The following is a 23917-nucleotide window of genomic DNA, read 5'->3' on the forward strand; positions in this document are numbered from 1 at the left end:
TAAAGGCGCTGCGTGTAAGGTGGATAACGGGACCTTCTTTACCATAGTTCCGGGCGTATTGGCCAGATATCTGGCCACATGGTCCCCGAAAATCCGGCGTTTCCGAAACAAAAAAGCGCTCATCGCCCGCGATGAAGCGCACAGACAGGGTTTGCCTGGGAGGAATTCAAATGAAATCGCATTTATTGGTGACGACGATGCTCGCGATGAGCCTTGCTGCGCCCGCCGTGGCGCTGGCTCAGGCCGCGCCGGCGGCTCAGCAACCGTCCCAGGCCAATACCGGGGAGGTCGTTGTCACCGGCTTCCGGTCCAGCCTTCAAAAGTCGCTCAATCTGAAAAAGCAGGCCGTTGCCGTCCGCGACTCGATCGTTGCCGAGGATATCGGCAAGTTCCCCGAAGCAAACATCGCCGAATCGCTGCAGCGCGTCCCGGGCGTTATCATGACGCGTGATGAAACCTCGGCGGAAGGCCAGCGTATTTCGATCCGCGGCCTGCCGTCGGACTTTTCGGTGACGACCCTGAACGGCGCGCCGGTCCATACCACGTCCTCGGCCAATATCGGCGCCTCGACGCGCGACTTCAACTACGACGTCTTTCCGTCGGAACTGTTCGGCCGCGTCGACTTCTACAAGACTCCGCTGGCCGAGCTGACCGAGGGCGGCATCGGCGGCGTGGTCGATCTGCAAAGCCCGCGTCCCTTCGACAATCCCCGGCGTACCCTGCGTTACGCCCTGTCGGACTCGTACAATACGATGTCGAAGCATAACGACCCGGACGCTTTTCTCCTCTATTCCAACACCTGGGGAGACTGGGGCTTCCTGATCGGCGCGGCGCACTCCGAAAGCATCAACACGCGCTCGGGCTTCGAGGCGACGGGCGGCTATAACAGCTCCTTCCGGGGGAGCCAGAACCCGGTCAAAGGCAATTTTGCGGTCACGCTCGACTATGACGACCCGCGCGCCAATCTCGGCAGCTATACGAAAGCCCAGATCGACAACGCGTTGCTGCCGCGCATCTACCGTTTTTACGGCTCGCAGAACGACCGGACACGCGACGGCATCGTGTCGTCGATCCAGTACAAGCACGACACTATCAATATCAGCCTCGACGCCCTGACCTCGGACCTGAAGAACCGCCGCGACGAAATCTATTTCGGCCTGTTCGTGCGCAACGGCAAGACGACGAACCGAGCCGCTCCGGCCGGGCAGACCGGCCACAACGGCATGGTGCCGGTCAATGTCCATATCGATCCGGATTCGAACCTGCTGACGGGTACGTTCGCCAACACCACCTATAATGACGGCACGACCTATACGAACGACGAGACCAAATTCAACTACCTGGCGCTCAGCGGCACCTGGGACGTGAGCGACACCTTCAAGCTGTCCGGCCAGGTGAGCGGCAGCGACAGTGTGGCCTTTACCTACAATTCCGGCCTGTCGGCGCAGATATTCGGCGTCGATTCGACCTTCGACTACGGCAGCGACCACGTCTATCCGTCGCTGTCCTCGCCGGTCAGCTATACCGACCGCACCAACTATGCCGGCTTCGGCATTTCGACCGGCTGGGCCAAGGAGGTCGACAAGGAACGCCAGGCGCGTTTCGTCGCCGACTGGGACTACCATGCGCCGTTCGGTTTCGAAGGCCATCTCAAGGCCGGCCTGTCCTACGTCGATACCTCGAAGGGCATCAACAAGCGCAACGGCACCTCGGGCGCCACGACCCACCTCAATGCCCTGGGCGCCACGGCGTTGCAGAACGCCATGGTCACCACCCTGCCGCTCGACAATCTCGACATGGGCAGCGGCTGGCCGCACGCCTGGGCGACCTATTCCCGCAGCTATGTCATGAGCGAATTCGATCCGCTGACCTACAATACGGCCGCGACCTTCACGCCGGCGCAGAGCTTCACGGCGGAAGAGCAGATCACGACGGCCTTCATCCAGTCGGACTTCACCGGCCAGCTGTTTTCACGGCCGCTGCGTCTCAATGCCGGCGTGCGCTTCTCGGACACCAAGACGCTGATCGACAATTACAAGCAGCAGGGGGCGGCGCTGACCTATGGCCCGAACCACGAAACCGGCGGCTACAACAATGCGCTGCCCTCGGTCAGCGCGGCCTACGACCTGACCGACAAGCTTACGTGGCGGGCATCGTGGGGTAAGACGATTACCCGCGCCTCCTTGTCGATCATCGCCGCCCAGACGGTCATTCCGAACCCCTTCGACAACACGGCGACCTCGGGCAATCCCGACCTTAAGCCCGAACTGTCGAGCAATTTCGACACAAGCCTGGAATGGTATTTCGACAAGGGCGGCCTCCTGTCGGCGGCGGTGTTCAAGAAGGACCTGACCAACGCGACCGTCGCCAACTCCAGGGTGGTGACTTTCGGTTCGCTGGGCCTGCCGGATACGGCGCTGGGCGCGATCTTCCAGGACTCGGCCGGCCACGTCGATCCGAACCTGGCCATGACGCTCAAGACCTATACCAACGCCGCCAAGCAGAAACTGCAGGGCTACGAACTGGCCTACGAGCAGAGCTTCCGCTTCCTGCCCGCGCCGTTCGACGGACTGGGCGCGCTGGCCAGCTTCACGCATATCGACCCGTTCACGCCCACGGGTACGCCGTGGAAATCGAACGCCGGCCAGGTGATCGAGGTCAATGCCGTGCCCGAATATGCCTACAGCCTGACCGCCTATTACGAGAAGGGGCCGCTCGGCATTCGCTTCTCCTATAACTATAAAGGCAAGTTCATCCATCCCGACACGCCGCTCAACCTCGGCGACGACATGATCCGCTGGCGGGCGGGCCGCGGCTATCTCGACGGCAACATCTCGTACAAGATCAACGACCGGCTGGAGTTCCGCGTCGATGCCCTGAACCTGTCCAACACGCTCGGCTACGACTATTTCGAGGACGTGACGGGCCAGTACGGCACCGGCCAGAAGACGCGCATGGACTACGCCAAGTACGACGGCCGCACCATCAAGGTCGGCATTCGGGGTAAATTCTAATGCGCCTGGCCGGGCGGCGAAGGTATCGCGGCCCGGCTTTAAAAGGTTTTTCCCGCTTCCTTCCAGCTCCCTGGTCAGGAAGTTACCTCGGCGGAATGCGACGGAACCCGCGCATTCCGCCGTTTTTTTTGAATCGGTATAGGATGGCCGCCGGAGGTGCAGCATGATCAGACGGGACTTCATGAAGGCGGCGCTGGCGGCGCCGGCGTTGACGGCCGTGTCCGCCGAAGCCGGGCCTGCCGGCGCGACAGCCGACGACCGGAGCTACATGACGGCCCTGCTGGCGAAGATCGCTTCGCCGGTGCTGGCCAACATGGCCAGGGGGCAATTCCACCAGGCCTTTACGCCCGAACTCAGCCCGATCTGGGACGGGCGCGATGTGCGCGTCGCCTATCTCGAATGCTTCGGCCGTCTGATGTCGGGATTGTCGCCCTGGCTGGCCCTGCCCGATGACGACACGCCGGAGGGCCGGCAGCGCGCCGTCTTCCGCGACCAGGCGCTGATGGCCTACGCCCACTCGGTCGATCCCGCCAGTCCCGATTGCCTCCTGTGGAAAGGAGAGGGGCAGGTGCTGGTCGATTCCGCCTTCTACTGCAAGGCGCTGGTGCGGGCGCGCAAGGCGCTGTGGGCGCCGCTCGACGCCGCGACGAAGGCGCGCATCGTCGCCACGATCAAAAGCCTTCGCAGCATTTCGCCGCCCTATACCAACTGGCTGCTGTTCGCGGCGATGAACGAGGCCTTCCTGCTGTCGGTCGGCGAGGATTGGGACCCGATGCGCGTGGACCTCGCCATCCGCAAGATCGAGGAGTGGTACGCCGGCGACGGCTGGACGGGCGACGGGCCGCGCCTGCACTACGACTATTATAATTCCTACGTCATCTGGCCGATGCTGGTCGAGGTGCTGGAAGTGCTGAAGGCGTGCAACGCCACGTTCAACAGCCTGAAGCCCGCCGAGCACCTGGAGCTGGCGATGAAGCGCATGCAGCGCTACGGCGAGCAGCTTGAGCGCATGATCTCGCCGGAAGGCACCTGGCCGCCGGTCGGCCGCTCGCTGACCTATCGCTCGGCGGCCTTCCAGCCGCTGGGCCTGCTGGCCTGGAGGAAGGCGCTGCCGCCGACCCTCCCCGAGGGGCAGGTGCGCGCCGCGACCCTGGCGGCCCAGCGCCGTGTCTTCGCCGATCCGTCCAATTTCGACGCCAGGGGCTACCTGACGATCGGCTTTGCCGGGCGCCGGCCCGAGATCGCCGACGTCTATTCCAACGCGGGCAGCATGTATATCGTGTCGGAGAGCTTCCTGGCCCTCGGCCTGCCCGCGGACGACACCTTCTGGACGTCGCCCGCCCTGCCGTGGACGGCGAAGAAGGCCTTTTCAAACGCGCCCTTCCCGAGGGACCATTACGTCGAATACTGACGGCGCAAGGTTTGGGGCGCAAACGTGTCCCGGTGTCGGAATTGAAATCGCATGGGCGAATCGTGTTATGCGTGTGGCCCGCGGCGTTTAACAGACGATTCATGCTTAACAATATCTTTACCCGACAAGGGGATAGTACGCTCGAAAGCAGTGCGCGCTAATGACAGGGGCTTCCACGGTGACATCCATTTCAGGCCTTTCGGCCCTTCAGGTCTCGAAGCTGAGCTCGACCTTTATTTCCGGCCTGACAACGACTCAGATTTCCGCGCTGGCGACGACGCAGCTCGCGGCGCTGTCGACCTCGGGCGTGAACGTCCTCTCGACGACGCAGCTCGGCGCGCTCTCGACGACGCAGATCAAGGCCTTTACCGGCACACAGGTAAAGTCGCTCTCCACCACTCAGGTCGGCTATCTGGCGACCGGCCAGGTCGCCTTCACCAGCGGGCAGCTGGCGGCGCTGCTGACGGCGCAGCTGCAGCAGCTGTCGACGACGGCGGTTTCCGGCCTTGACACGACGCAGCTCGGCGGCCTGACGGCCACCGAAGTCTCCGGCCTGTCGAACAGCCAGTTCCAGTCCCTGACATCGACCCAGCTGTCGAAATTCACCGCCGACCAGACGAAGGCGATCACCACGACCGATATCGGCCTGCTGACCACCACCCAGGTCAGCGGCCTGGTCGCGACGCAGCTCGGCGCGATCTCCGCCGGTCAGGTGACCAGCCTCAGCACCACCAATATCAACGCCCTGACGACGGCGCAGGCCAATGCCCTGACGACGACGGCCGTGGGCGCGCTGACGACGACGCAGTTCAACGCGGTTTCGACGACGATCATCCCGGAACTGACCGCGACGCAGCTCAAGGCGGTGTCGACCACCAATCTCAACCAGCTGACGACGACCCAGGTCGCGGGCCTGAGCACGACCGTCCTCGGCGCGCTGTCGACGACGCAGTACGGCGGCCTGAACTCGACCGCTATCAGCGCCCTGACCTCGACCCAGGCCAACGGCCTGGCGACGACGCAACTGGCGGCGGTCAAGGCGACCGCGATCTCGGGCATCTCGACGACCGATATCTCGAACCTGACGACGACCCTGGTGGGCGCGCTGACCGCCGACCAGCTGGACGCGCTCAACACGACCCAGCTCCAGGCCTTCTCGTCGACGCAGCTCAACGCCCTGACGACCACGGCGATCGGTTCGCTGAAGTCGACCCAGGTCGCCGGCCTGACGACGACCGACGTCACCGCCCTCGACGCCACGCACCTGGCGGCCCTGTCGACGACCATTCTCGGCGTCCTCGACACCACCCAGGTCTCCGCCCTGTCGACGACCCAGGTCGCCGCGCTGAAGACGGCGCAGTTGAACGCCCTGTCGGTGACCGGTCTGACAGACCTGTCGACGACCGACATTTCGAACCTGACCAACAGCCAGCTGTCGGGTCTGACGACGACGCAGATCGGCCGCCTGACGACGACCCAGATCGGCGCGCTCAACTCCGGCCAGGTGGCGGCGCTGACCGCGGCCCAGGCGCAGAACCTCAACACCGCCGACATCAACCAGCTGTCGACCACCCAGATCGGCGGCATCACCTCGGTACAGGTGACCGCCCTGTCGACGACGCAGGTGACCAACTTCACCTCGACCCAGTTCGGCGCCCTGACCGCGACGGCGCTCGGCGGCCTGTCGGCGGCGCAGGCGCAGAAGGTGACGACGACACAGCTCAGCGCGCTCAGCACGACTCAGCTCAACGGCCTGTCGACCAATGCGCTGGCCGCGCTCAATTCGAGCCAGGTCAACGGTTTCTCGACGACGCAGGTCGCGGGCCTCACCGGCACCAAGCTGGCCGCCCTGAACAAGACGGCCCTGGCCGGCCTGACCACGACCGATATCGACAATATCTCGACGACCCAGCTGTCCAAGCTGTCGGCCGACCAGATCGGCGCGCTCGGCGCGGCGAACCTGGCCGAACTGACCAGCACGTCGTTCTCGAGCCTGTCGACGACACAGCTTAACGGCGTGACTTCGACCGAAATCGGCTCGCTGAACTCGACCCAGCTGTCGGCCCTGTCGGCCACCCAGCTCAACAGCCTGACGACCTCGGCCTTCCACTCGATCAGCGGCGTGGTCGCCGGCGCGCTCAACTCGACCCAGGTCGGCGGCCTCGCCGCGACGCGCCTGGCCGTGCTGACGACGACGGCGGTGGCCGCGCTCACGACGACGGCGCTGACGGGCCTTGCCGCGACGCAGGCCGGCGCCCTGACCGGCACCCAGGCCGGTTCGCTGACGACGACGCAGGCGACCTCGCTGGCCACCACCCAGCTCAACGGCCTGACCTCGGATGCGGTCAAGGGCCTGACGACGACGATCGCCAGCGCGCTGACGACGACCCAGGTCGGCGGCCTGTCGACCAGCGTCCTCAACAGCCTGACGGCGACGGCGCTCGGCAGCCTGACCTCGACCCAGGCCGGCTCGCTGTCGACGACGCAGCTCGGGGGCCTGACGACGACCAATGTCGGCGTCATCACCTCGACCCAGGTCACGGGCATCTCGACCACGCAACTCGGCGGCCTCAACGCCACGCAGGTCGGCTCGGTTTCGACGGCGGCATTCTCGGCCCTGTCGACGACGCAACTGACCAACCTGTCGACGACGCAGGCGCTCGGCATTACCTCGAGCCAGCTTGCCAGCCTGACGACGACCAACCTCAACTCGCTGACCTCGACCCAGGTCGGCGCCCTGGGCGTCCGCACCCTGTCGAGCCTGACCTCGACCGTGCTGGGCAACCTGACGACGACGCAGGTCTCGGGCCTCAATTCGACCCAGGTCGGCTCGCTGACCACGACGGCGCTGGGCGGCCTGTCGACGACGGGGGTCGTCAACCTGTCGACGACGCAACTGGGCGGCCTGACGGCGACCCAGGTCCACAGCCTGTCGACCGCTCAGGTCGGCAACCTGACGACGACGCAGTTCAGCAACCTGACGACGACGCAGCTCAACGGCCTGACCTCGACCCAGGCGGGCTCGCTGACCAGCACCCTGGCCAACGCCCTGTCGACCACCAACTTCACGGCGCTCAGCACGACGGCGATCGGCGGCCTGTCGACCACCGCGGTCGCGGGCATCGACACCACCCACCTGTCGCACATGACGCCGACCCAGCTGTCGGCCCTGACGGACAGCCAGTTCAACGCCATGAGCGGTGCCCAGATCGCGGTGCTGTAACGCGAAACCGGTCATCGATCGAAAGGAAACCCTCGCTTCGGCGGGGGTTTTCTTTTTTGGGGTGGTGCGAGGCCTGGACCGGATCCGGCCGTCCCCGTTTACGGGAAGGGCGAAGCCGTTCCGCGAAACGCCCTCCGATGAAGGAAGCCCGCCTTCGCGTTTACCTTTTTCTTTACAAACCTTAGGCGGCCGTTACGCTTGGCGAAGTATCAGCGAATCGAGGCAGTCGCATATGGGCGCCTATCAGGGAAATATCGGCGAGGCCAAGAGCCGCGCCGCCGCCGGGGATCTTTCGGTCATGGAGTTGATCTCCGTTGCCGACAGCCTCAAGGGCGTGGACATCGGTGGCGTCGTCGAGCTTTACGACCAGTACGTCCTGCACAATCCCGAGCACCCGCTGCTCTACGCGGTGCTGTTCAACTTCGGCACCCTGTTGACCGACCTCAACATGCTCGAGCCGGCGCAGCAGGCCTTCGAGCGCGCGGTGGCGCTCAATCCCGATTTCCACCCGGCCTATATCAATCTCGGCCGCGTCTACGAGCGCCTGGGCAACGTCCAGGCCGCCGTGCTGCAATGGGACGCCATCACGGGCCGCCTGCCGCAACTGACCGGCGGCAACATCATCCATATGACCATGGCGCTGAACCAGATGGCGCGCGTGCTGGAGGCGTCGCAGCAGGACGAGGCGACCGAAAAGGTGCTGAAGATGAGCCTCGAGCTCGATCCGCACCAGCGCGAACCCGCCCAGCACGTCATCGCCGCCCGCCAGCGTCAGTGCGCCTGGCCGACGATCGAGCCCGGCGAACGCACCACGAGGCAGCACCTGTTGCGCGGCATTTCGCCCCTGTCGATCAACGCCTATACCGACGACCCGGCCTATCAGCTGGCGCTTTCCTGGCACTATAACCTCAAGGATATCGGCGAGCCGGCCGGCGAGATCATCACACGCCACTGGGCGGCCGAACAGGACCGTCCCGACGGCCGTATCCGCATCGGCTATCTGTCGTCCGACTTGCGCGAACACGCCATCGGCCACCTGATGTACGAGGTCCTGGGCCTGCACGACCGGTCGAAGGTCGAGGTCTATTCCTATTATTGCGGCATCAAGGCCGAGCACGACCCGATCCACCACCATTACCGCGCGGACAGCGACCAGTTCGTCGACATCACCGGCATGGACGATGTCACGGCGGCGCGCCGCATCGCCGACGACGGCATCCAGATCCTGGTCGACGTCAACGGCTATACGCGCGACGGCCGCATCAAGCTGCTGGCCCTGCGTCCGGCGCCGGTCATCGTCAACTGGCTGGGCTTCCCCGGCACCATGGGCAGCCCGTACCACCACTATATCGTCGCCGACGACTGGATCATCCCGGAAGGGAGCGAGAAGTACTACTCGGAAAAGGTCGAGCGGCTCAGCTGCTACCAGCCCAACAACCGTCTGCGCGCCGTGGCGGCCGAGACGCCCACCCGCGCCCATGTCGGCCTGCCGGAAAACGCCTTCGTCTATTGCTGCTTCAACGGCACGCACAAGATCACGCGTTTCACCTTCGACCGCTGGATCGAGATCCTGCAACGCGTGCCGGACAGCGTCCTGTGGCTGCTGTCGGGCGCCGACCTGTCGCACATCAACCTCAAGGCCTACGCGCAGTCGAAGGGCCTCGATCCCGACCGTATCATCTTCGCCGACAAGCTGGCCAATGCGCACCACCTGGCGCGCTATCCGCTGGCCGACCTGTTCCTCGACACGACGCCCTATGGCGCGCACACGACGTGTTCGGACGCCCTGTGGATGGGCGTACCGGTCCTGACCCTGTCGGGCCGCAGCTTCGCCGCGCGTGTCTGCGGGTCGCTGGTGCGCTCGGCCGGCCTGCCGGAACTGGTGACGGAAAGCCCGCGGGACTATGTCGACCATGCCGTTGCGCTCGGCCACGACCGCGCCCGCCTGGAAACGTACAAGGCACGCCTCAAGGCCAACCGCGACAGCTGCACCCTGTTCGATACGGGCAAGCTGGTGCGCGACATGGAAGGCCTCTATGCCGGCATGTGGCAGGACTATCGCGAAGGCCGGCTGCCTGAGCCCGACCTGACCAATCTCGACACCTATCTCGAAGTCGCCATGACGCACGACCACGACGCGGTCGAAGTCCAGGCGATCGAGGACTATGAGGGCTTCTGGCGCGAAAAGCTGGCGAAACGCAACGCCTGGCGCCCGCTTCCCCATGACAACCGGCTATGGCGTAAATGAAAAAAGTACTTGTGACCGGCGGCGCCGGCTTCCTCGGTTCGCACCTGTGCGATCGCCTGCTTGACCGCGGCGACGACGTTCTGTGCATCGACAACTTCTTCACCGGCCAGCGCAAGAATATCGCGCACCTGAACGGGCATCCGCGTTTCGAATTCATTCGCCACGACGTGACCTTCCCGCTGTTCGTCGAGGTCGACCAGATCTTCAACCTGGCCTGCCCGGCGTCGCCCGTGCACTACCAGTTCGATGCCGTCCAGACCGCCAAGACCAGCGTCATCGGCGCCATCAACATGCTGGGCCTGGCCAAGCGCACCAAGGCGAAGATCCTGCAAGCCTCGACCAGCGAGGTCTACGGCGACCCCGAGGTCCATCCCCAGACCGAGGACTACTGGGGCCGCGTCAATCCGATCGGCATCCGGTCGTGCTACGACGAAGGCAAGCGTTGCGCCGAGACCCTGTTCTTCGACTATCAGCGCCAGCACAATGTGAAGATCAAGGTCATGCGGATCTTCAACACCTACGGGCCGCGCATGCACCCGAACGACGGGCGCGTGGTCAGCAACTTCATCGTCCAGGCCCTGCGCGGCGAGGACATCACGCTTTATGGCGACGGCACCCAGACGCGCAGCTTCTGCTATGTCGACGACCTGATCGACGGCATGGTCCGCCTGATGGACAGCGGCGACGACGTCCTGGGCCCGATCAATGTGGGCAATCCGGTCGAGTTCACCATGCGTGAACTGGCCGATGCGGTCATCGAGCTGACCGGCACGAAGAGCAAGATCGTGCACCGGCCCTTGCCGTCGGACGATCCGCGCCAGCGCCAGCCCGATATCACCCAGGCCCGCACGAAGCTCGGCTGGGAGCCGCAGGTCCAGCTTCGTCAGGGGCTGATGCGCACCATCGACTATTTCCGGTCCGTGGTCGGCGAAGGCGCCTGATTATATTGTCTGAGTTTATTGCCCTGCCGGACGTTTTGGCCTAGGCTGGCAAAAAACATCATCAGGCAGGTTTCCATGACGACGGTCTCCCGGCGTGGCGCATTGCGCGCAGCCACGGCATTCACGGCTTCGGGTTTTGTGGCGGGCAGGGCGTTCGCCAGGACATCGGCTGCGGCGAGCGCGCGGGCGGTCACCGCCGTCGAACCCTTTCCGCTGAAGGATGTCCGGCTTAAGCCTTCGGTGTTCAACGACGCTGTCGAGGCCAATGCGCGCTATCTGCTGTCGTTGAGCGCCGACCGCCTGCTGCACAATTTCCGCGCCAATGCCGGGCTTCAGCCCAAGGGCGAGCGCTATGGCGGCTGGGAAGCGCAAGGCATAGCCGGGCACAGCCTGGGCCATTACCACTCCGCCGTCGCGTTGATGTATGCCCAGACCGGCCGTCCGGAATTCCGTGAGCGCGCCGTCTACATCACCAATGAACTGGCAGACATCCAGGCGAAGAACGGCGACGGCTATGCCGGCGGCACGACGGTGGATCGTGACGGCAAGACGATCGACGGCAAGGTCGTCTACGAAGAGCTGCGCAAGGGGCAGATCGATACCCACGCCGGGCTGAACGGCGGCTGGGTGCCGCTCTACACCTACCACAAGGTGCTGGCCGGGGCGCTTGACGCCCATGCCCTGTGCGACGATCCTGCGTCCCTGAAGGTCGCGGTCGGCCTCGGCAACTATGTCGGGACCATTTTCGAAGGCCTGTCCGACGACCAGTTGCAGCAGATATTCACCATCGAATTCGGCGGCATGGCCGAATCCTTTGCCGAACTCTACGCCCGCACCGGCGATGTGCGCTGGAAGGTCCTGTCCGAGCGCTCGCGCCACCGCCAGGTGCTCGATGCCCTGGCCGCCGGCCGCGACGAACTGGCGGGCAAGCACGCCAATACCCAGATTCCCAAGGTCATCGGCCTGGCGCGCCTCTACGAACTCGACCCGTCTGCGCAGCACCGCGACGATTCGGCCAGGGCCGCGCTCTTCTTCTGGGAGACGGTGACCAAGGACCATTCCTACGTCATCGGCGGCAATTCCGAGTACGAGCATTTCGGCGAGCCGCGCAAACTGGCCAAGCGCCTGGGGCAGCAGACCTGCGAGTCGTGCAACAGCTATAATATGCTGAAGCTGACGCGGCATCTGTACGGCTGGTCGGGTGACGCCCGCTATTTCGACTTCTATGAGCGCGCGCACCTCAACCACATCCTGGCGCAGCACGACCCGAAGACGGGCATGTTCACCTATTTCATGCCCCTGGCCTCGGGCTACGGCCGGGTGCATTCGACGCCGGACAACGACTTCTGGTGCTGCGTCGGCACGGGCATGGAGAGCCATTCCAAGCATGGCGACAGCGTGTGGTGGCGCAAGGGCAGCCAGGTCGTGGTGAACCTTTATTACCCGTCGATGCTCGACTGGCATGAGCGCGGCGTAAAGCTCGACATGGATACGGCGTTCCCACGCGGGGATACCGTGGCGATCCGCGTCGCGGCGGCGAAAAAGCCGGTCGATCTGGCGCTTCGCGTGCCGGTCTGGTCGCAAGGCGCGTCGGTCACCGTCAATGGCAAGGCCGCGGGCAAGCGCGACGGCGGTTATATAGCGCTCAATGGTCTGAAGGCTGGCGATCAGGTGGCGCTGAAACTGCCAATGGCTATCCACACCGAAAGCCTGCCGGACGACGACCGCCTGGTCGCCTTCCTTAACGGGCCGCTGGTCCTGGCGGCCGACCTCGGGCCGTCGGACACGCCGTGGCAGGGCTACGATCCCGCCATCGTCGCGGACAGCAATGACGGCGTGCTGCAAAAGACCGCCGACTGGACTTTTACCTTCGGCGATGCCGGCAAGCCCGGGCCGATGACGCTTAAGCCCTATTTCGACCAGTACAACAACCGCACGGCTGTCTATTTCCGCCGCTTTACGGGGACGGAATGGCCGGCCATGCAGGCGGCCTATATCGCCGACGCCAAGGCCCGCGCCGATATCGAGGCGCGCACGGTCGACATCATCCGCCTGGGCGAACAGCAGCCCGAGCAGGACCACAATTTCGCCGGCACGCCCAACACGGCGACCATCACCCACATCGCCGAGCGCGGGCGTAATATCAACCAGGGCTATTTCGAGTTCGACCTCAAGACCGCGCCGGGGCCGCTGGAGCTTCAGGTCACCTATATCGGCGATGCCCGCAACAAGGCGTTCGACATTCTGGTGGACGGCAAGGTCCTGACGCATGAAACCCTGCCGGGCGATCCGACGGTGGCCAAGAATGTCCGCACCTATGCCGTACCGGAGACGATGACCGCCGCGGCCAAAGTCCGTGTACGGTTCGAGTCGAAAACCAACCAGTGGTTCCCGGTCTACGAATGCCGGCTGGTCCGGGCTGTTACGAAACAGGCGTGAGTTGCATAAAAAAGCTTAAACTTTTCCGGCGATAATGGAGCGACATTGCCGGGGAGGCATCCGTGACTCGCGTTTTGAAAATCTGTCTGGCCGCCATGGCCCTGTCCGCCGCATCGCCCGCCTTCGCCCAGCCCGGAAGTTCGACGGGCATAGAAGGGCGTTGGAAAACGGAGGCGGGGTCGGCCGCTGAAATCGCGCCGTGTTCCGAAGGCTATTGCATCACGCTGAAATCGGGCAAGTTCAACGGTAGGATGATCGGCCGCATGAAGGCCGAGAAAGCGCGCTTCGTCGGCACGATCACCGATCCGACCGACGACAAGACCTATGCCGGCAGCGCCGAGGTCGACGGCGACAAGCTGAAACTGCAGGGGTGCGTGTTCAAGCTCTTCTGCCGGTCGCAGACCTGGACGCGGCTGCCGTAACAATACCGGCAACCGCGTTTGACGCATTTTGCCGGTGCTGGAGCGCGACGGCTGGCCGCCGCTGATGCAGCGCTTGAGCTCTAAAAGCGCCGTCTTTATCGTAAATTCATCGCACCGCACACAGGCTCCTGCATCGGCCTTACCGGAACGGCTGTTATCTTCCGTGTGAACTCGGAAGGAGCCTTACCATGGATACGCGCGACGATTTTTCCTCATTTACCTCTACCGCCGACACGGCGATCAATCCCGATGCCATCGAGGCCAATCCAGGCCTGGAAGAGGCGGCTGAAGTGGCCGGCGAGGCCGTGGCCGAAGAGGTCAGGGGCTGGAACTGGAAGCTGATCGGCGCTGTCGCCGGCGGCGTAGCCCTGGCGGCCGGGGTCGGCGCCGCCCTCTATCTCAAGGCGCAGCACGATCGTGAGCTGCCGGTGAAGCGCCTTGGCCTCGACCGCCTTGGCGTGAAGCGCAAGGACATCGACAAGGCCGGTGCCAGTGCCCGCCGCCTGGCGCAACAGGCCCGGCAACGCGTCCGCGCCCTGCCGGTGCGTCAGGTCACCAAGACGGTGGTCAACAAGGTTTCAGCCTTGATGCCGAACTGAATTCCCGCGCCGGGAAACCAGACACCGGCCGCCGCATCCGCGGCGGCCGGTTGCGTTTTATGGGCGCTTTGTCCAGGCGGGCTCGAAAAAGGTAGCGCTAACATTTTATCTTGGCGGCGACGCGGGTGCCGTGCTATCCCTGTAAAAAAGCACCACAAACAGGGAGACCGGGATGAAACTGCGCGCGATCGCCGCGTGCGTCAGTGCTGTGGCGCTGATGGCCGGGCAAGCCTTTGCGGCTCCGCTTCACCTCAACGACAAGGGCTATTACGAGGCGCGCGGCGTCAATGTCCTGGTCTTTTCCAACTGGTACGACGGCCTGTTCAGCGATTCGAAGATCAGCGGCGTGGAACTGATCCACCACGGCATCCGCACCGCCACCAACGGCGACGTGCGCATGAGCTCGACGCCCGGCCAGTGGGACCTGATCGGCCAGCTGGTCGACCGCAAGGTCGATCCTAAAACCGGCGTCATCGACGTGACGCTGAAATATGCCGAGTTCGATTTCACCTATCATGTGCGCTCCGAACCGCATGGCGACGGCGTGACGGTCAGCGTGGTCCTCGACAAGCCGCTGCCCGAGGCGCTGGCGGGCCGGGCAGGCTTCAACCTGGAATTCGTTCCGTCGGCCTATTTCCACAAGAGCTACCTGGCTGACGGCAAGGCCGGAGAGTTCCCGCGTTATCCATCGAGCCCGATGGCGCTGGAGCCCGAGGCCAGGTTCGCGCCGCAGACCGGCCCGCAAACCAGGACCTTGCCGCTGGCGTCGGCAAAGACCTTCGTTCTGGCGCCGGAAGACGAGATGCGCCGCGTCACCGTGACCGATACCGACGGCGGCGACATCGGCCTCTATGACGGCCGCAACCAGGCGCAGAACGGCTGGTACGTGCTGCGGACCCTGCTGCCGGCCAACAAGACCGGCACGGTGGTGTCGTGGAACGTCACGGCCAATGCCGTGCCGAACTGGGTGCGCGCGCCCAATATCGGCCATTCGCAGCTGGGCTATGCGCCGGCGCAGCAAAAAGTGGCGGTGGTCGAGCTCGATCCCAACGACATGCCCGCCAAGACGGCGCGGATACTTCAAATCCAGGCGGACGGCAGCGCCACGGTCGCCCTGACCGCCCAGGCGAAGCCGTGGGGGAAATATCTACGCTACCATTATCTAACCGTAGACTTCTCTTCGGTAACGAAGCCCGGCCTGTACGAGATCGAGTATAACGGCCAGAAAACGGCGACCTTCCGTATCGCCGCCGACATTTATGCCGATGCCTGGCATCCGACCAACGACGTCTATTTCCCGGTCGCCATGGACCATATGTACGTCAAGGAAGGCTATCGCGTCTGGCACGGCGACAGCCACAAGGACGACGCGTTGCAGGCGCCGGTCAATGAAGAGCACCTCGACCTCTACGGTTCGGGACCGACGACCGATACGCGCTTCAAGCCGTTCGAGCATATTCCGGGACTGAATGTCGGCGGGTGGTTCGACGCCGGCGACTTCGACATCCGCACGCAGAGCCAGTACGCCGTCGTGCAGCAGCTGGTCGACGCCTATGAAAAGTTCCACCTCGACCGCGACGATACCTCGATCGACGAGGCGCATCGCTTGGTGACCCTGCACACGCCTGACGGCCAGCCCGACGTGGTCCAGCAGATCGCCCACGGCACGATCCAGCTGGTGGCGCAGTTCCACGCCGTGGGCCACGCCATCAGCGGTATTGTCGAGCCCGACCTGACGCAATACCCGCACCTGGGCGACGCCGTCACCAAGACCGATGGCCTGATCTACGACCCGACGCTGGGGCCCTTCGAGGAAAAGGACGGCCGCAGCGGCCGCAGGGACGACCGGCTGGCCTATACGAATAAATCCTCGGCGCTCAACTACGGTTCGATCGCGGCACTGGCGGGCGCATCGCGCGTCTTGCGCGGCCATGACGACGCCCTGGCCGACGAGTCGCTTGCCATCGCCAAGCGTGTCTGGGCCGAGGAACACAGCCACGCGCCCGACCTGTTCCGCCACGGCAATGTTACGGGCGGCGACCTTGTGACCGAAGAGTTGTCGGCGGCGGTGGCGCTGCTGATCACCACGAAGGATCCGCAATACGCCGCGCGTATCGACGCCCTGTGGCCGGAAGCGTCGAAAAAGTTCGCGCTGAACGCCCAGCTGATCGCGCGCGCCATCCCCTACATGCCGGCGGCCTTCAAGGCCAGGGTGCGTCCGGCCGTCGTCGCTTATAAGACCGAGGCCGACGCGCTGGCGGCGAAGAACCCTTATGGCGTGCCGATTACCGAAGGCGGCTGGGCGGGCAACGGCGCGGTGATGAACTACGCGCTGACGGCGGCGGCCCTGCACGAAACCTATCCCGATATCGTGTCGTCGGACGCCGTCTTCCGCGGCATCGATTACCTTATGGGCACGCACCCGGGGCACAACCTGTCCTTCGTCTCGGGCGTCGGCACGCAGTCGAAGGAGGTCGCGTACGGCAACAACCGCGCCGATTTCACCTTCATCGCCGGAGGCGTGGTGCCGGGCGCCTTGATCATCAAGCCCGACTATCCCGAAAACCGCGAGGACTACCCCTTCTTCTGGGGCGAGAACGAATACGTCATTCCCGAAGGCTCTTTGTTCATCGAGCTGGTCAACACGGCCAACGCCCTGAGCAAATAACCTTCGTAAAAGACCCCGGCACGTCAGGCCGGCACCTTGATGGCTCCCGTCTCACTGGCATGGGCGGGGGCCATTTTTCTTGGACCGCGGTACGGCTTGACCGATCGCGCCAAATGGACGATACACCCGCCATGGTTCTGAACAATCGCCCGATCGTCGTCGCCCGCGGCCGCTTGCATGCAGGCGAACCGTTGCCGCGTGCGCGAAAGGCTGACGTTCAAGGACCGAACCGAGTTTAATTTCCGTTCAAAGTCTTTTGCCGCAGCCCTTTTGACCCGCTCAAGAGGGCTTTTTCGTATGGAATTTTCCCGTGTTGCTGACGATTTCGACCACGCACACCCCCGCCACCGACCTCGGCTACCTGCTGCACAAGAACCCGCAGCGGCTGCACAGCCAGGACCTGGGTTTCGGCACCGCCCACGTCTTTTATCCGGACGCGCGCGACGACCTGTGCACGGCTGCGTTGATGCTCGAGATCGATCCGGTCGGCCTGGTGCGGCGCAAGGGCCCGAACGAGGGTTTCGCGCTGGAGCAGTACGTCAACGACCGGCCCTATGTCGCCTCGTCCTTTCTGAGCGTGGCCCTGGGCCAGGTGTTCCGCACCGCCATGACCGGACGGTCGAAGGACCGCCAGGCCATGGCCGACAGCGCGATCGCCTATGACATCCGCGTGCCGGTGCTGCCGTCGCGCGGCGGCGAAGGCTTGCTGGCGCGTCTGTTCGGACCGCTGGGTTACGCGGTCGAGGCAACGCGCCTTCCGCTCGACGACGCCTTTCCCGCCTGGGGCGGCAGCGTCTGCTATGACGTGAGGCTGCGCATCACCGCGCGCCTGAGCGACGTGCTGCGCCACCTTTACGTGTTGATCCCCGTGCTCGACGCCGACAAGCATTACTGGGTCGGCGACGACGAGGTCGAAAAGCTGCTGCAGAAAGGCGAGGGCTGGCTCGATGCCCATCCGGAGCGCGAGCTGATCGCCCGGCGCTATCTCAAGAACCTGCGCGGCCTGGCGGAAGCGGTGATGGAGCGGCTGTCGGATGGCGAAGCCGTGCCAGATCCCGTGCGCCAGGACGGCCAGGAAGAAACGCTGGAAAAAGCGATCAATCTCAACCAGCAGCGCATGGACTGGGTCGTGGCGACGCTGAAGCGCCTCGGCGCCAGGTCGGTCGTCGATATGGGCTGCGGCGAAGGCAAGCTGATCGGGCGGCTAGCGAAGGATCTCGATTTCGAAAAGATCACGGGCTGCGACGTGTCGGTGCGCGCGCTGGAGATCGCGCGCGCCCGGTTGAATTTCGATCGTCTGCCGGAATTCCAGCAGCAGCGCATCAAGCTGCTGCAATCTGCCCTGACCTACCGCGACAAGCGGCTAGCCGGCTACGACGCCGCCACCGTTATCGAGGTCATCGAGCACCTGGAGCCCGAACGCCTCGACGCCTTTGCTCGCGCGGTGTTCGAACACGCCAGGCCGTCGCACGCCATCGTCACCACGCCGAACGCCGAATACAACGTCCTGTTCCCGAACCTGCCGGCGGAAAAATTCCGTCACCCGGATCACCGCTTCGAATGGACGCGGGCCGAGTTCGCAGCGTGGGCCAACGGTGTCGCCGAACGCTTCGGCTACACGGTGGTGTTCGACGCCGTGGGCACCGTACATGAAACGCTTGGGGCGCCGACCCAGGCGGCGATCTTTACGAAGGGGGACAAGCAATGACCGAAACCGTAATCACCATCCCTCAACTGTCGCTGGTCCTGCTGGTCGGGCCCTCGGGCTCCGGCAAGTCGTCGTTCGGCCGCAAGCACTTCCTCAAGACCGAAGTCATCTCTTCGGACTATTGCCGCGGCCTGGTCAGCGACGACGAGAACGACCAGTCGGCGACGAAGGACGCCTTCGAGGTGCTGAACTTCATCGCCGGTAAGCGTCTGGCGGCGGGCAAGCTGACCGTGATCGATGCGACTAACGTCCAGCCCGAGGCACGGCGCCCGCTTATCGACCTGGCGCGCAAGCACCACGTCATTCCGGTCGCCATCGTGCTCGATGTGCCGCGCGAAGTCTGCCTGAAGCGCAATGAAGCGCGGCCGGACCGCAACTTCGGCAAGGGCGTGGTGTGGGGCCAGGCCGAGGCGCTGCGCCGCTCGCTCAAGGGACTGAAGCGTGAAGGCTTCGGTCACGTTACCGTGCTCGACGCCGCCGGGATCGACAACGTGCGCATCGAGCGTCAGCCCCTTTGGCCCGACAAGCGTGACGTGACGGGGCCGTTCGACCTGATCGGCGACGTCCATGGCTGTTTCGACGAGCTCGAGGCGCTGATGACCAAGCTCGGCTACGTCATCGAGGGACGGACGCCTTATCGCGTCACGCACCCGGAAGGCCGCCGTCTCGTCTTCGTCGGCGACCTGGTCGACCGCGGGCCGAAGACGCCCGAGGTCTTGCGCATCGTCATGGACATGGTGAAGGACGGCCGTGCTTTCTGCGTCGCTGGCAACCACGATGAAAAGCTGCGTAAAGCCTTGCAGGGCCGCGATGTCAAGGTGAACCACGGCCTGGCCGAGTCGCTGGAACAGCTAAGCCATGAGACGCCGGAGTTCAAGCAGGACGTCGTCCGCTTCCTCGACGGCCTGATCAGCCATTACGTCTTCGACGGCGGCAAGCTGGCGGTGTCGCACGCCGGCCTCAAAGAACACTATATCGGACGCGGATCGCCGCGCATCCGCAGCTTCGCCATGTTCGGTGAAACGACGGGCGAGATCGACGAATTCGGCCTGCCGGTGCGCTACAACTGGGCGCGCGACTATCGCGGCGACACCCTGCTCGTTTACGGCCATACGCCGATCCCCGAGCCGGAGTGGCTGAACCGCACGATCAACCTCGACACGGGCTGCGTCTTCGGCGGCAAGCTGACGGCCATGCGCTATCCTGAAAAAGAGATCGTCCAGGTCGACGCGTCGCGCGTCTACTGCGAACCCGTGCGCCCGATCGGCTACGGGCAGGAAACGCGCGACGCCGATATGCTCGATATCGACGACGTGACGGGCAAGCGTATCGTCGAGACCGAGCTTTCGCGCAACATCGTCATCCGCGAGGAAAACGCCATGGCGGCGCTGGAGGTGATGAGCCGCTTCGCCGTCGATCCGCGCCTGCTGATCTACCTGCCGCCGACCATGTCGCCGCCGGAGACGAGCGGCCTCGACGGCTGGCTGGAGCATCCGGCTGAGGCTTTCGACTATTACCGCAGGCAGGGTGTTGCGACGGTGGTCGCCGAAGAAAAGCACATGGGCTCACGCGCCGTCGTGGTGCTGGGGCGCGATGCCGACGCCGTGTCGCGGCGTTTCGGCACGACCGGCGCGGGGCTGGGCACGGTCTATACGCGGACCGGCCGCGCCTTCTTCGCCGATAAGGCCATGGAGGATGCCTTCCTTGCGCGGCTCTCGAAAGCCATGGAAACGGCCGGATTGTGGGCGCATCTCGGCAGCGACTGGGTGTGCCTCGATACCGAGATCATGCCGTGGTCGGCCAAGGCCATGGCGCTGATCGAGCAGCAGTACGCGCCCGTGGGCGCGGCGGCCGCGCACGTCCTGCCGATTGCCGCCGAGCTTCTGGCGCGCGCCGGACAGGCGGACATGGCCGAAAAGGCGGAAGCCCGCGCCGGCATGGTGTCGGCCTATCGCGACGCTTATCGCCGTTATTGCTGGGACGTGCGGGGGATCGGTGACTATCGCATCGCGCCCTTCCACGTGCTGGCGCATGAGGGCGGCTTCAATCTCGACCGCGATCACCTGTGGCATCTCGACCTGATCGACCGGCTGTGCGCTGGCGATCCCGGCTTCGTCACCACCACGCGCCGCCAGGTTGTCGATCTCAGCGATGCCGCGCGGGTCGCCGCCGCCACCCAGTGGTGGGAGGACGAGACCGCCGCCGGCATGGAGGGCATGGTCGTCAAGCCGGTCGATTTCACGGTCAAGGGCCAAAAGGGCGTGATCCAGCCAGGCGTAAAGTGCCGCGGCCGCGAATATCTGCGCATCATCTACGGGCCGGAATATACGGCGCCGGAAAACCTGTCGCGGCTGAAGGCGCGCAGTGTCGGCGCCAAGCGCTCCCTCGCACAGCGCGAGTATGCGCTGGGGTACGAGGCGTTGAAACGCTTCGTCGCCGGTGAACCGCTCTACCGCGTGCATGAAGCGGTGTTCGGCGTCCTGGCGCTGGAAAGCGAACCGGTGGATCCGCGCCTATGAGGACGATCGTCGAACTGACCTTCGGCGCGCATCTCTACGGCACGGCGACGCCCGAATCCGACCTGGACATCAAGGCGGTCTATCTGCCTGAGCCGCGCGATATCCTGTTGCAGCGCGTGCAGGCGGCCGTCAGCGTCCACCGCGAAAAGGCGAGGGGGGAAAAGAACACGGCCGGCGACACCGATTTCGAGGCCTATTCGCCGGCCAAGTTCCTCAGCCTCCTGGCGGAGGGGCAGACCGTGGCGCTCGACATGCTGTTCGCGCCCGACACCATGGTGCTGGGCGCGCCGCATCCTGTCTGGGCCGAGATCAAGGCCCTGGCACCGCGCCTGTTCAGCCGCCGGACGACCGCCTTTGTCGGCTATTGCCGCCAGCAGGCGCGCAAGTACGGCGTGAAGGGCGAGCGATTGAGCGCCGTGCGCGCGGCGCTGGAAGGGCTGCGGGCGATCGAAGCCGTCCACGGTTCGAACGCCAAGCTGGAGGTTGCCGCCGCCGAGGTACGCGCCCTGGCCGGACAGCACGCGCTTTTGGGCGTCGTCGGGGCGCCGGAAGCGACAGGATACGTCGCAACCTATTTCGACATCGCCGGCAAGAAGGCGATCTTCTCGGCCTCGATCAAGGGCGCGCGGGCAATCGCTGAGGCTCTTTACACCGAATTCGGCGAGCGCACGCGCGCCGCCGAAGCCAATCAGGGCGTCGACTGGAAGGCCATGTCGCACGCCGTGCGCATCGCGCGCCAGGCGGTCGAATTCCTCGAAACCGGGCGGGTGACCTTGCCCCGGCCCGAAGCCGCGCACCTTCTGGCCATCAAGCGCGGCGAGCTGTCGTATGCCGCCGTGGGCGAGGAGATCGAAACGCTGCTCGAAGCCGTCGAAGCGGCGGCCGAGCGCTGCAACCTGCCCGAGGCGCCCGAGCCACGATTGGCCGAGGATTTTATCGCGGACCTTTATGGCCGGATCGTGCGGGGGGATTTGCCATGATTGAAGCTTCGTCGGTACCGGCCGAAGCGTCGGCCTATATCGCCGGCCGGCTGGCGGAACTGGCCACTGACCAGGGTGTGCGTATTCTGTTTGCCATCGAGTCGGGCAGCCGCGCCTGGGGCTTTCCTTCAGCCGACAGCGATTACGACGTGCGCTTCGTCCATGCCCGGCCGCGTGGCGACTATCTGTCGGTGCGCGAATTTCGCGACGTCATCGAAACGCCGCTGGCCGATGACCCGACACTCGGCGTGCCGTTCGACCTCAACGGTTGGGACGTGCAAAAGGCGCTGCGCCTGGCGCTGACCTCGAACCCCATCCTGCACGAATGGCTGGCCTCGCCGGTGGTGTATGCCGCTGATGTTCAGGCCCTTATGGCCTTGCGGGATTTTACCACCCGGACGGCTGACCGCGCTGTTTATGGCTATCACTATGATCGCCTGTGCCGTGGCGCCCGAACGCAGATGGCAGAGACCGGCGGGGCCACGGTCAAGCGCTACTGCTATGCCCTGCGGCCGGCTCTGATGCTGATGTGGCTGAACGCCCGCGACGACCTGCCGCCAATGGACGCGAAAGGTTTGATCGACGGCCTGAACCTAAGCGGCGAGGCCATCTCGGCCATGGCGGGCTTGTTCGCCCACAAGCGGACCGGCGGCGAAAAGGACGCCGTCGCGGGCGTCGCCGTGCTCGACGCCCTGATCGAGGACGCGCTACGCGACGAAGCGCCAAGGCCCGACCGCATCGATATTGGTGCACATCCTTTGCTCGGCGAAGCAGACGCGATCTTCCGAAACCTGATCGGCGCCTAAACCAACAGCCGCGCGGCGCGGGCGGCGGAGAGGAGCAGGTGGCGGACCTGGCGGCCGTAGTCGAGTTCGATCTCGGCGCGGAAGGCGTCGGCCAGGTGGATATGGCCGTCGTCCATCGTCAGAATGCCTTCGCGTTCGCCGTGCCTGAGCATGCGGCTGACATGGACGCGCGACACGGCGTAGCGCTTCGAAAACTCGCGCTGGCTCGACGCCGCCACGGCGCGCGGCGGGAAGTCGCCATCGCCGGGTGACGTCAACAGGTCGGCCATGACCAGCGTCCCGGCGTGGCGATTGATGAAGACGCGGAAGTGCGGGCGGTCGAGATCGAAGGCCTTGACGCCCTCGAACAGGCTTTCGCCCTGGGTGCGGACCACACAGGCAAAAACCTCGGGATCGTCGATATGGTCGATCACGGTCCGGACCTGCGGCTCTATCTCGGCGGCCGCCTGCAAGGCCATGCGCATATGCGTCGTCCAGGACTTGTAGCAGCGCTGCGTCGGCACGAAGACCTGCGACCCGCCGGTCCGCGTTTTGGCGGGTTCGATATAGCCAAGATAGCGCATGAAGAGCAGGACGGCGCGCGCCCGGCCGGGACTGAGCAAGCCGGACGCCGCGCACAGGTCCTTCAGGCTTTGCAGGGTCAGGCCGCCTAATACGTGCAGATGGATGGCCCACATGGCGCAGGCATAGCGGCCGCCGTCCTTGAAGATGCCCATCAGCGTCTTGTCGGTCAGCGCCGCGTCGAGTGTCGAGCGCGATATGGCGCGCATGGCGGCGTGGCGGCGCGGGTGGGTGAAGACGCGCTGGTATTCGGGCTCGCTGATCAGCGTGTCGCAGTCCCAGGCGATCAGGTCGGCGAGTTCGTATGTCTGCCTTTGAGCGGCTCGCGCCGCCGATTCGTCCGCCATGCCCTGCCTCCGCGTTAAGTTGTAACGCAGG

14 protein-coding genes are annotated in these 23917 nt (G+C 64.8%); 13 read left to right on the forward strand and 1 reads right to left on the reverse strand.

Annotation, left to right across the window (positions count from 1 at the left end):
- Positions 1 to 170: 170 nt before the first annotated feature.
- The 13 genes from AB8717_RS05255 to AB8717_RS05315 all read left to right on the forward strand — a co-directional run bounded on the left by AB8717_RS05255 (position 171) and on the right by AB8717_RS05315 (position 22978).
- A complete protein-coding gene (locus AB8717_RS05255; protein ID WP_443749980.1) occupies positions 171 to 3014 on the forward strand; it encodes a TonB-dependent receptor in 2844 nt (947 codons plus the stop codon).
- A gap of 163 nt (positions 3015 to 3177) precedes the next feature.
- Positions 3178 to 4425 carry a DUF2264 domain-containing protein gene (locus AB8717_RS05260; protein WP_443749981.1) on the forward strand — a complete coding sequence of 416 codons (1248 nt, stop codon included), beginning with the start codon at positions 3178 to 3180 and terminating at the stop codon, positions 4423 to 4425.
- A 178-nt stretch (positions 4426 to 4603) separates the two neighbouring features.
- Positions 4604 to 7648 (forward strand): beta strand repeat-containing protein, encoded by a 3045-nt coding sequence (locus AB8717_RS05265; protein WP_443749982.1) that lies wholly within the window; start codon positions 4604 to 4606, stop codon positions 7646 to 7648.
- 232 nt (positions 7649 to 7880) lie between these two features.
- Positions 7881 to 9896 carry an O-linked N-acetylglucosamine transferase, SPINDLY family protein gene (locus AB8717_RS05270; protein WP_443749983.1) on the forward strand — a complete coding sequence of 672 codons (2016 nt, stop codon included), beginning with the start codon at positions 7881 to 7883 and terminating at the stop codon, positions 9894 to 9896.
- Complete coding sequence (locus AB8717_RS05275; RefSeq protein ID WP_443749984.1) at positions 9893 to 10837, forward strand: UDP-glucuronic acid decarboxylase family protein; 945 nt, start codon at positions 9893 to 9895, stop codon at positions 10835 to 10837. The genes AB8717_RS05270 and AB8717_RS05275 overlap by 4 nt, the downstream gene beginning before the upstream one ends.
- Before the next feature lie 75 nt (positions 10838 to 10912).
- Positions 10913 to 13276, forward strand: a complete 2364-nt coding sequence (locus AB8717_RS05280) for a beta-L-arabinofuranosidase domain-containing protein (RefSeq protein WP_443749985.1) — start codon at positions 10913 to 10915, stop codon at positions 13274 to 13276.
- Positions 13277 to 13338: 62 nt separating this feature from the next.
- Entirely contained in the window at positions 13339 to 13698 is a 360-nt protein-coding gene (locus tag AB8717_RS05285; RefSeq protein WP_443749986.1) for a DUF2147 domain-containing protein, read from the forward strand.
- Between the two features lie 188 nt (positions 13699 to 13886).
- Positions 13887 to 14297, forward strand: coding sequence for a hypothetical protein (locus AB8717_RS05290; protein WP_443749987.1), 411 nt, complete (start codon positions 13887 to 13889; stop codon positions 14295 to 14297).
- Positions 14298 to 14469: 172 nt separating this feature from the next.
- Positions 14470 to 16965, forward strand: coding sequence for a glycoside hydrolase family 9 protein (locus AB8717_RS05295; RefSeq protein ID WP_443749988.1), 2496 nt, complete (start codon positions 14470 to 14472; stop codon positions 16963 to 16965).
- Positions 16966 to 17275: 310 nt separating this feature from the next.
- Positions 17276 to 18673, forward strand: coding sequence for a 3' terminal RNA ribose 2'-O-methyltransferase Hen1 (locus AB8717_RS05300; protein WP_443749989.1), 1398 nt, complete (start codon positions 17276 to 17278; stop codon positions 18671 to 18673).
- Complete coding sequence (locus AB8717_RS05305; protein WP_443749990.1) at positions 18670 to 21192, forward strand: polynucleotide kinase-phosphatase; 2523 nt, start codon at positions 18670 to 18672, stop codon at positions 21190 to 21192. Before AB8717_RS05300 ends, AB8717_RS05305 begins: the two co-directional genes overlap by 4 nt.
- The gene (locus AB8717_RS05310) at positions 21189 to 22172 is read left to right on the forward strand and encodes a DNA polymerase beta superfamily protein (RefSeq protein ID WP_443749991.1); all 984 of its coding nucleotides are present in this window, start codon (positions 21189 to 21191) and stop codon (positions 22170 to 22172) included. The genes AB8717_RS05305 and AB8717_RS05310 overlap by 4 nt, the downstream gene beginning before the upstream one ends.
- Positions 22169 to 22978 (forward strand): nucleotidyltransferase domain-containing protein, encoded by an 810-nt coding sequence (locus tag AB8717_RS05315; protein WP_443749992.1) that lies wholly within the window; start codon positions 22169 to 22171, stop codon positions 22976 to 22978. The genes AB8717_RS05310 and AB8717_RS05315 overlap by 4 nt, the downstream gene beginning before the upstream one ends.
- On the opposite strand, the gene AB8717_RS05320 is transcribed toward AB8717_RS05315, so the two are convergent.
- Positions 22975 to 23886, reverse strand: coding sequence for a hypothetical protein (locus AB8717_RS05320; RefSeq protein WP_443749993.1), 912 nt, complete (start codon positions 23884 to 23886; stop codon positions 22975 to 22977). The two genes, AB8717_RS05315 and AB8717_RS05320, sit on opposite strands and share 4 nt — an antisense overlap.
- Positions 23887 to 23917 lie beyond the last annotated feature (31 nt).

It is taken from the genome of Asticcacaulis solisilvae, assembly GCF_052327315.1.
In the GTDB taxonomy this organism is placed as follows: domain Bacteria; phylum Pseudomonadota; class Alphaproteobacteria; order Caulobacterales; family Caulobacteraceae; genus Asticcacaulis; species Asticcacaulis solisilvae_B.

Excerpts from the sequence above, each read along its gene's own strand:
- AB8717_RS05255 (WP_443749980.1), top strand. The coding sequence starts at position 171 with ATGAAATCGCATTTATTGGTGACGACGATGCTCGCGATGAGCCTTGCT.
- AB8717_RS05260 (WP_443749981.1), top strand. The coding sequence starts at position 3,178 with ATGATCAGACGGGACTTCATGAAGGCGGCGCTGGCGGCGCCGGCGTTG.
- AB8717_RS05270 (WP_443749983.1), top strand. The coding sequence starts at position 7,881 with ATGGGCGCCTATCAGGGAAATATCGGCGAGGCCAAGAGCCGCGCCGCC.
- AB8717_RS05275 (WP_443749984.1), top strand. The coding sequence starts at position 9,893 with ATGAAAAAAGTACTTGTGACCGGCGGCGCCGGCTTCCTCGGTTCGCAC.
- AB8717_RS05280 (WP_443749985.1), top strand. The coding sequence starts at position 10,913 with ATGACGACGGTCTCCCGGCGTGGCGCATTGCGCGCAGCCACGGCATTC.
- AB8717_RS05290 (WP_443749987.1), top strand. The coding sequence starts at position 13,887 with ATGGATACGCGCGACGATTTTTCCTCATTTACCTCTACCGCCGACACG.
- AB8717_RS05295 (WP_443749988.1), top strand. The coding sequence starts at position 14,470 with ATGAAACTGCGCGCGATCGCCGCGTGCGTCAGTGCTGTGGCGCTGATG.
- AB8717_RS05305 (WP_443749990.1), top strand. The coding sequence starts at position 18,670 with ATGACCGAAACCGTAATCACCATCCCTCAACTGTCGCTGGTCCTGCTG.
- AB8717_RS05310 (WP_443749991.1), top strand. The coding sequence starts at position 21,189 with ATGAGGACGATCGTCGAACTGACCTTCGGCGCGCATCTCTACGGCACG.
- AB8717_RS05315 (WP_443749992.1), top strand. The coding sequence starts at position 22,169 with ATGATTGAAGCTTCGTCGGTACCGGCCGAAGCGTCGGCCTATATCGCC.
- AB8717_RS05320 (WP_443749993.1), bottom strand. The coding sequence starts at position 23,886 with ATGGCGGACGAATCGGCGGCGCGAGCCGCTCAAAGGCAGACATACGAA.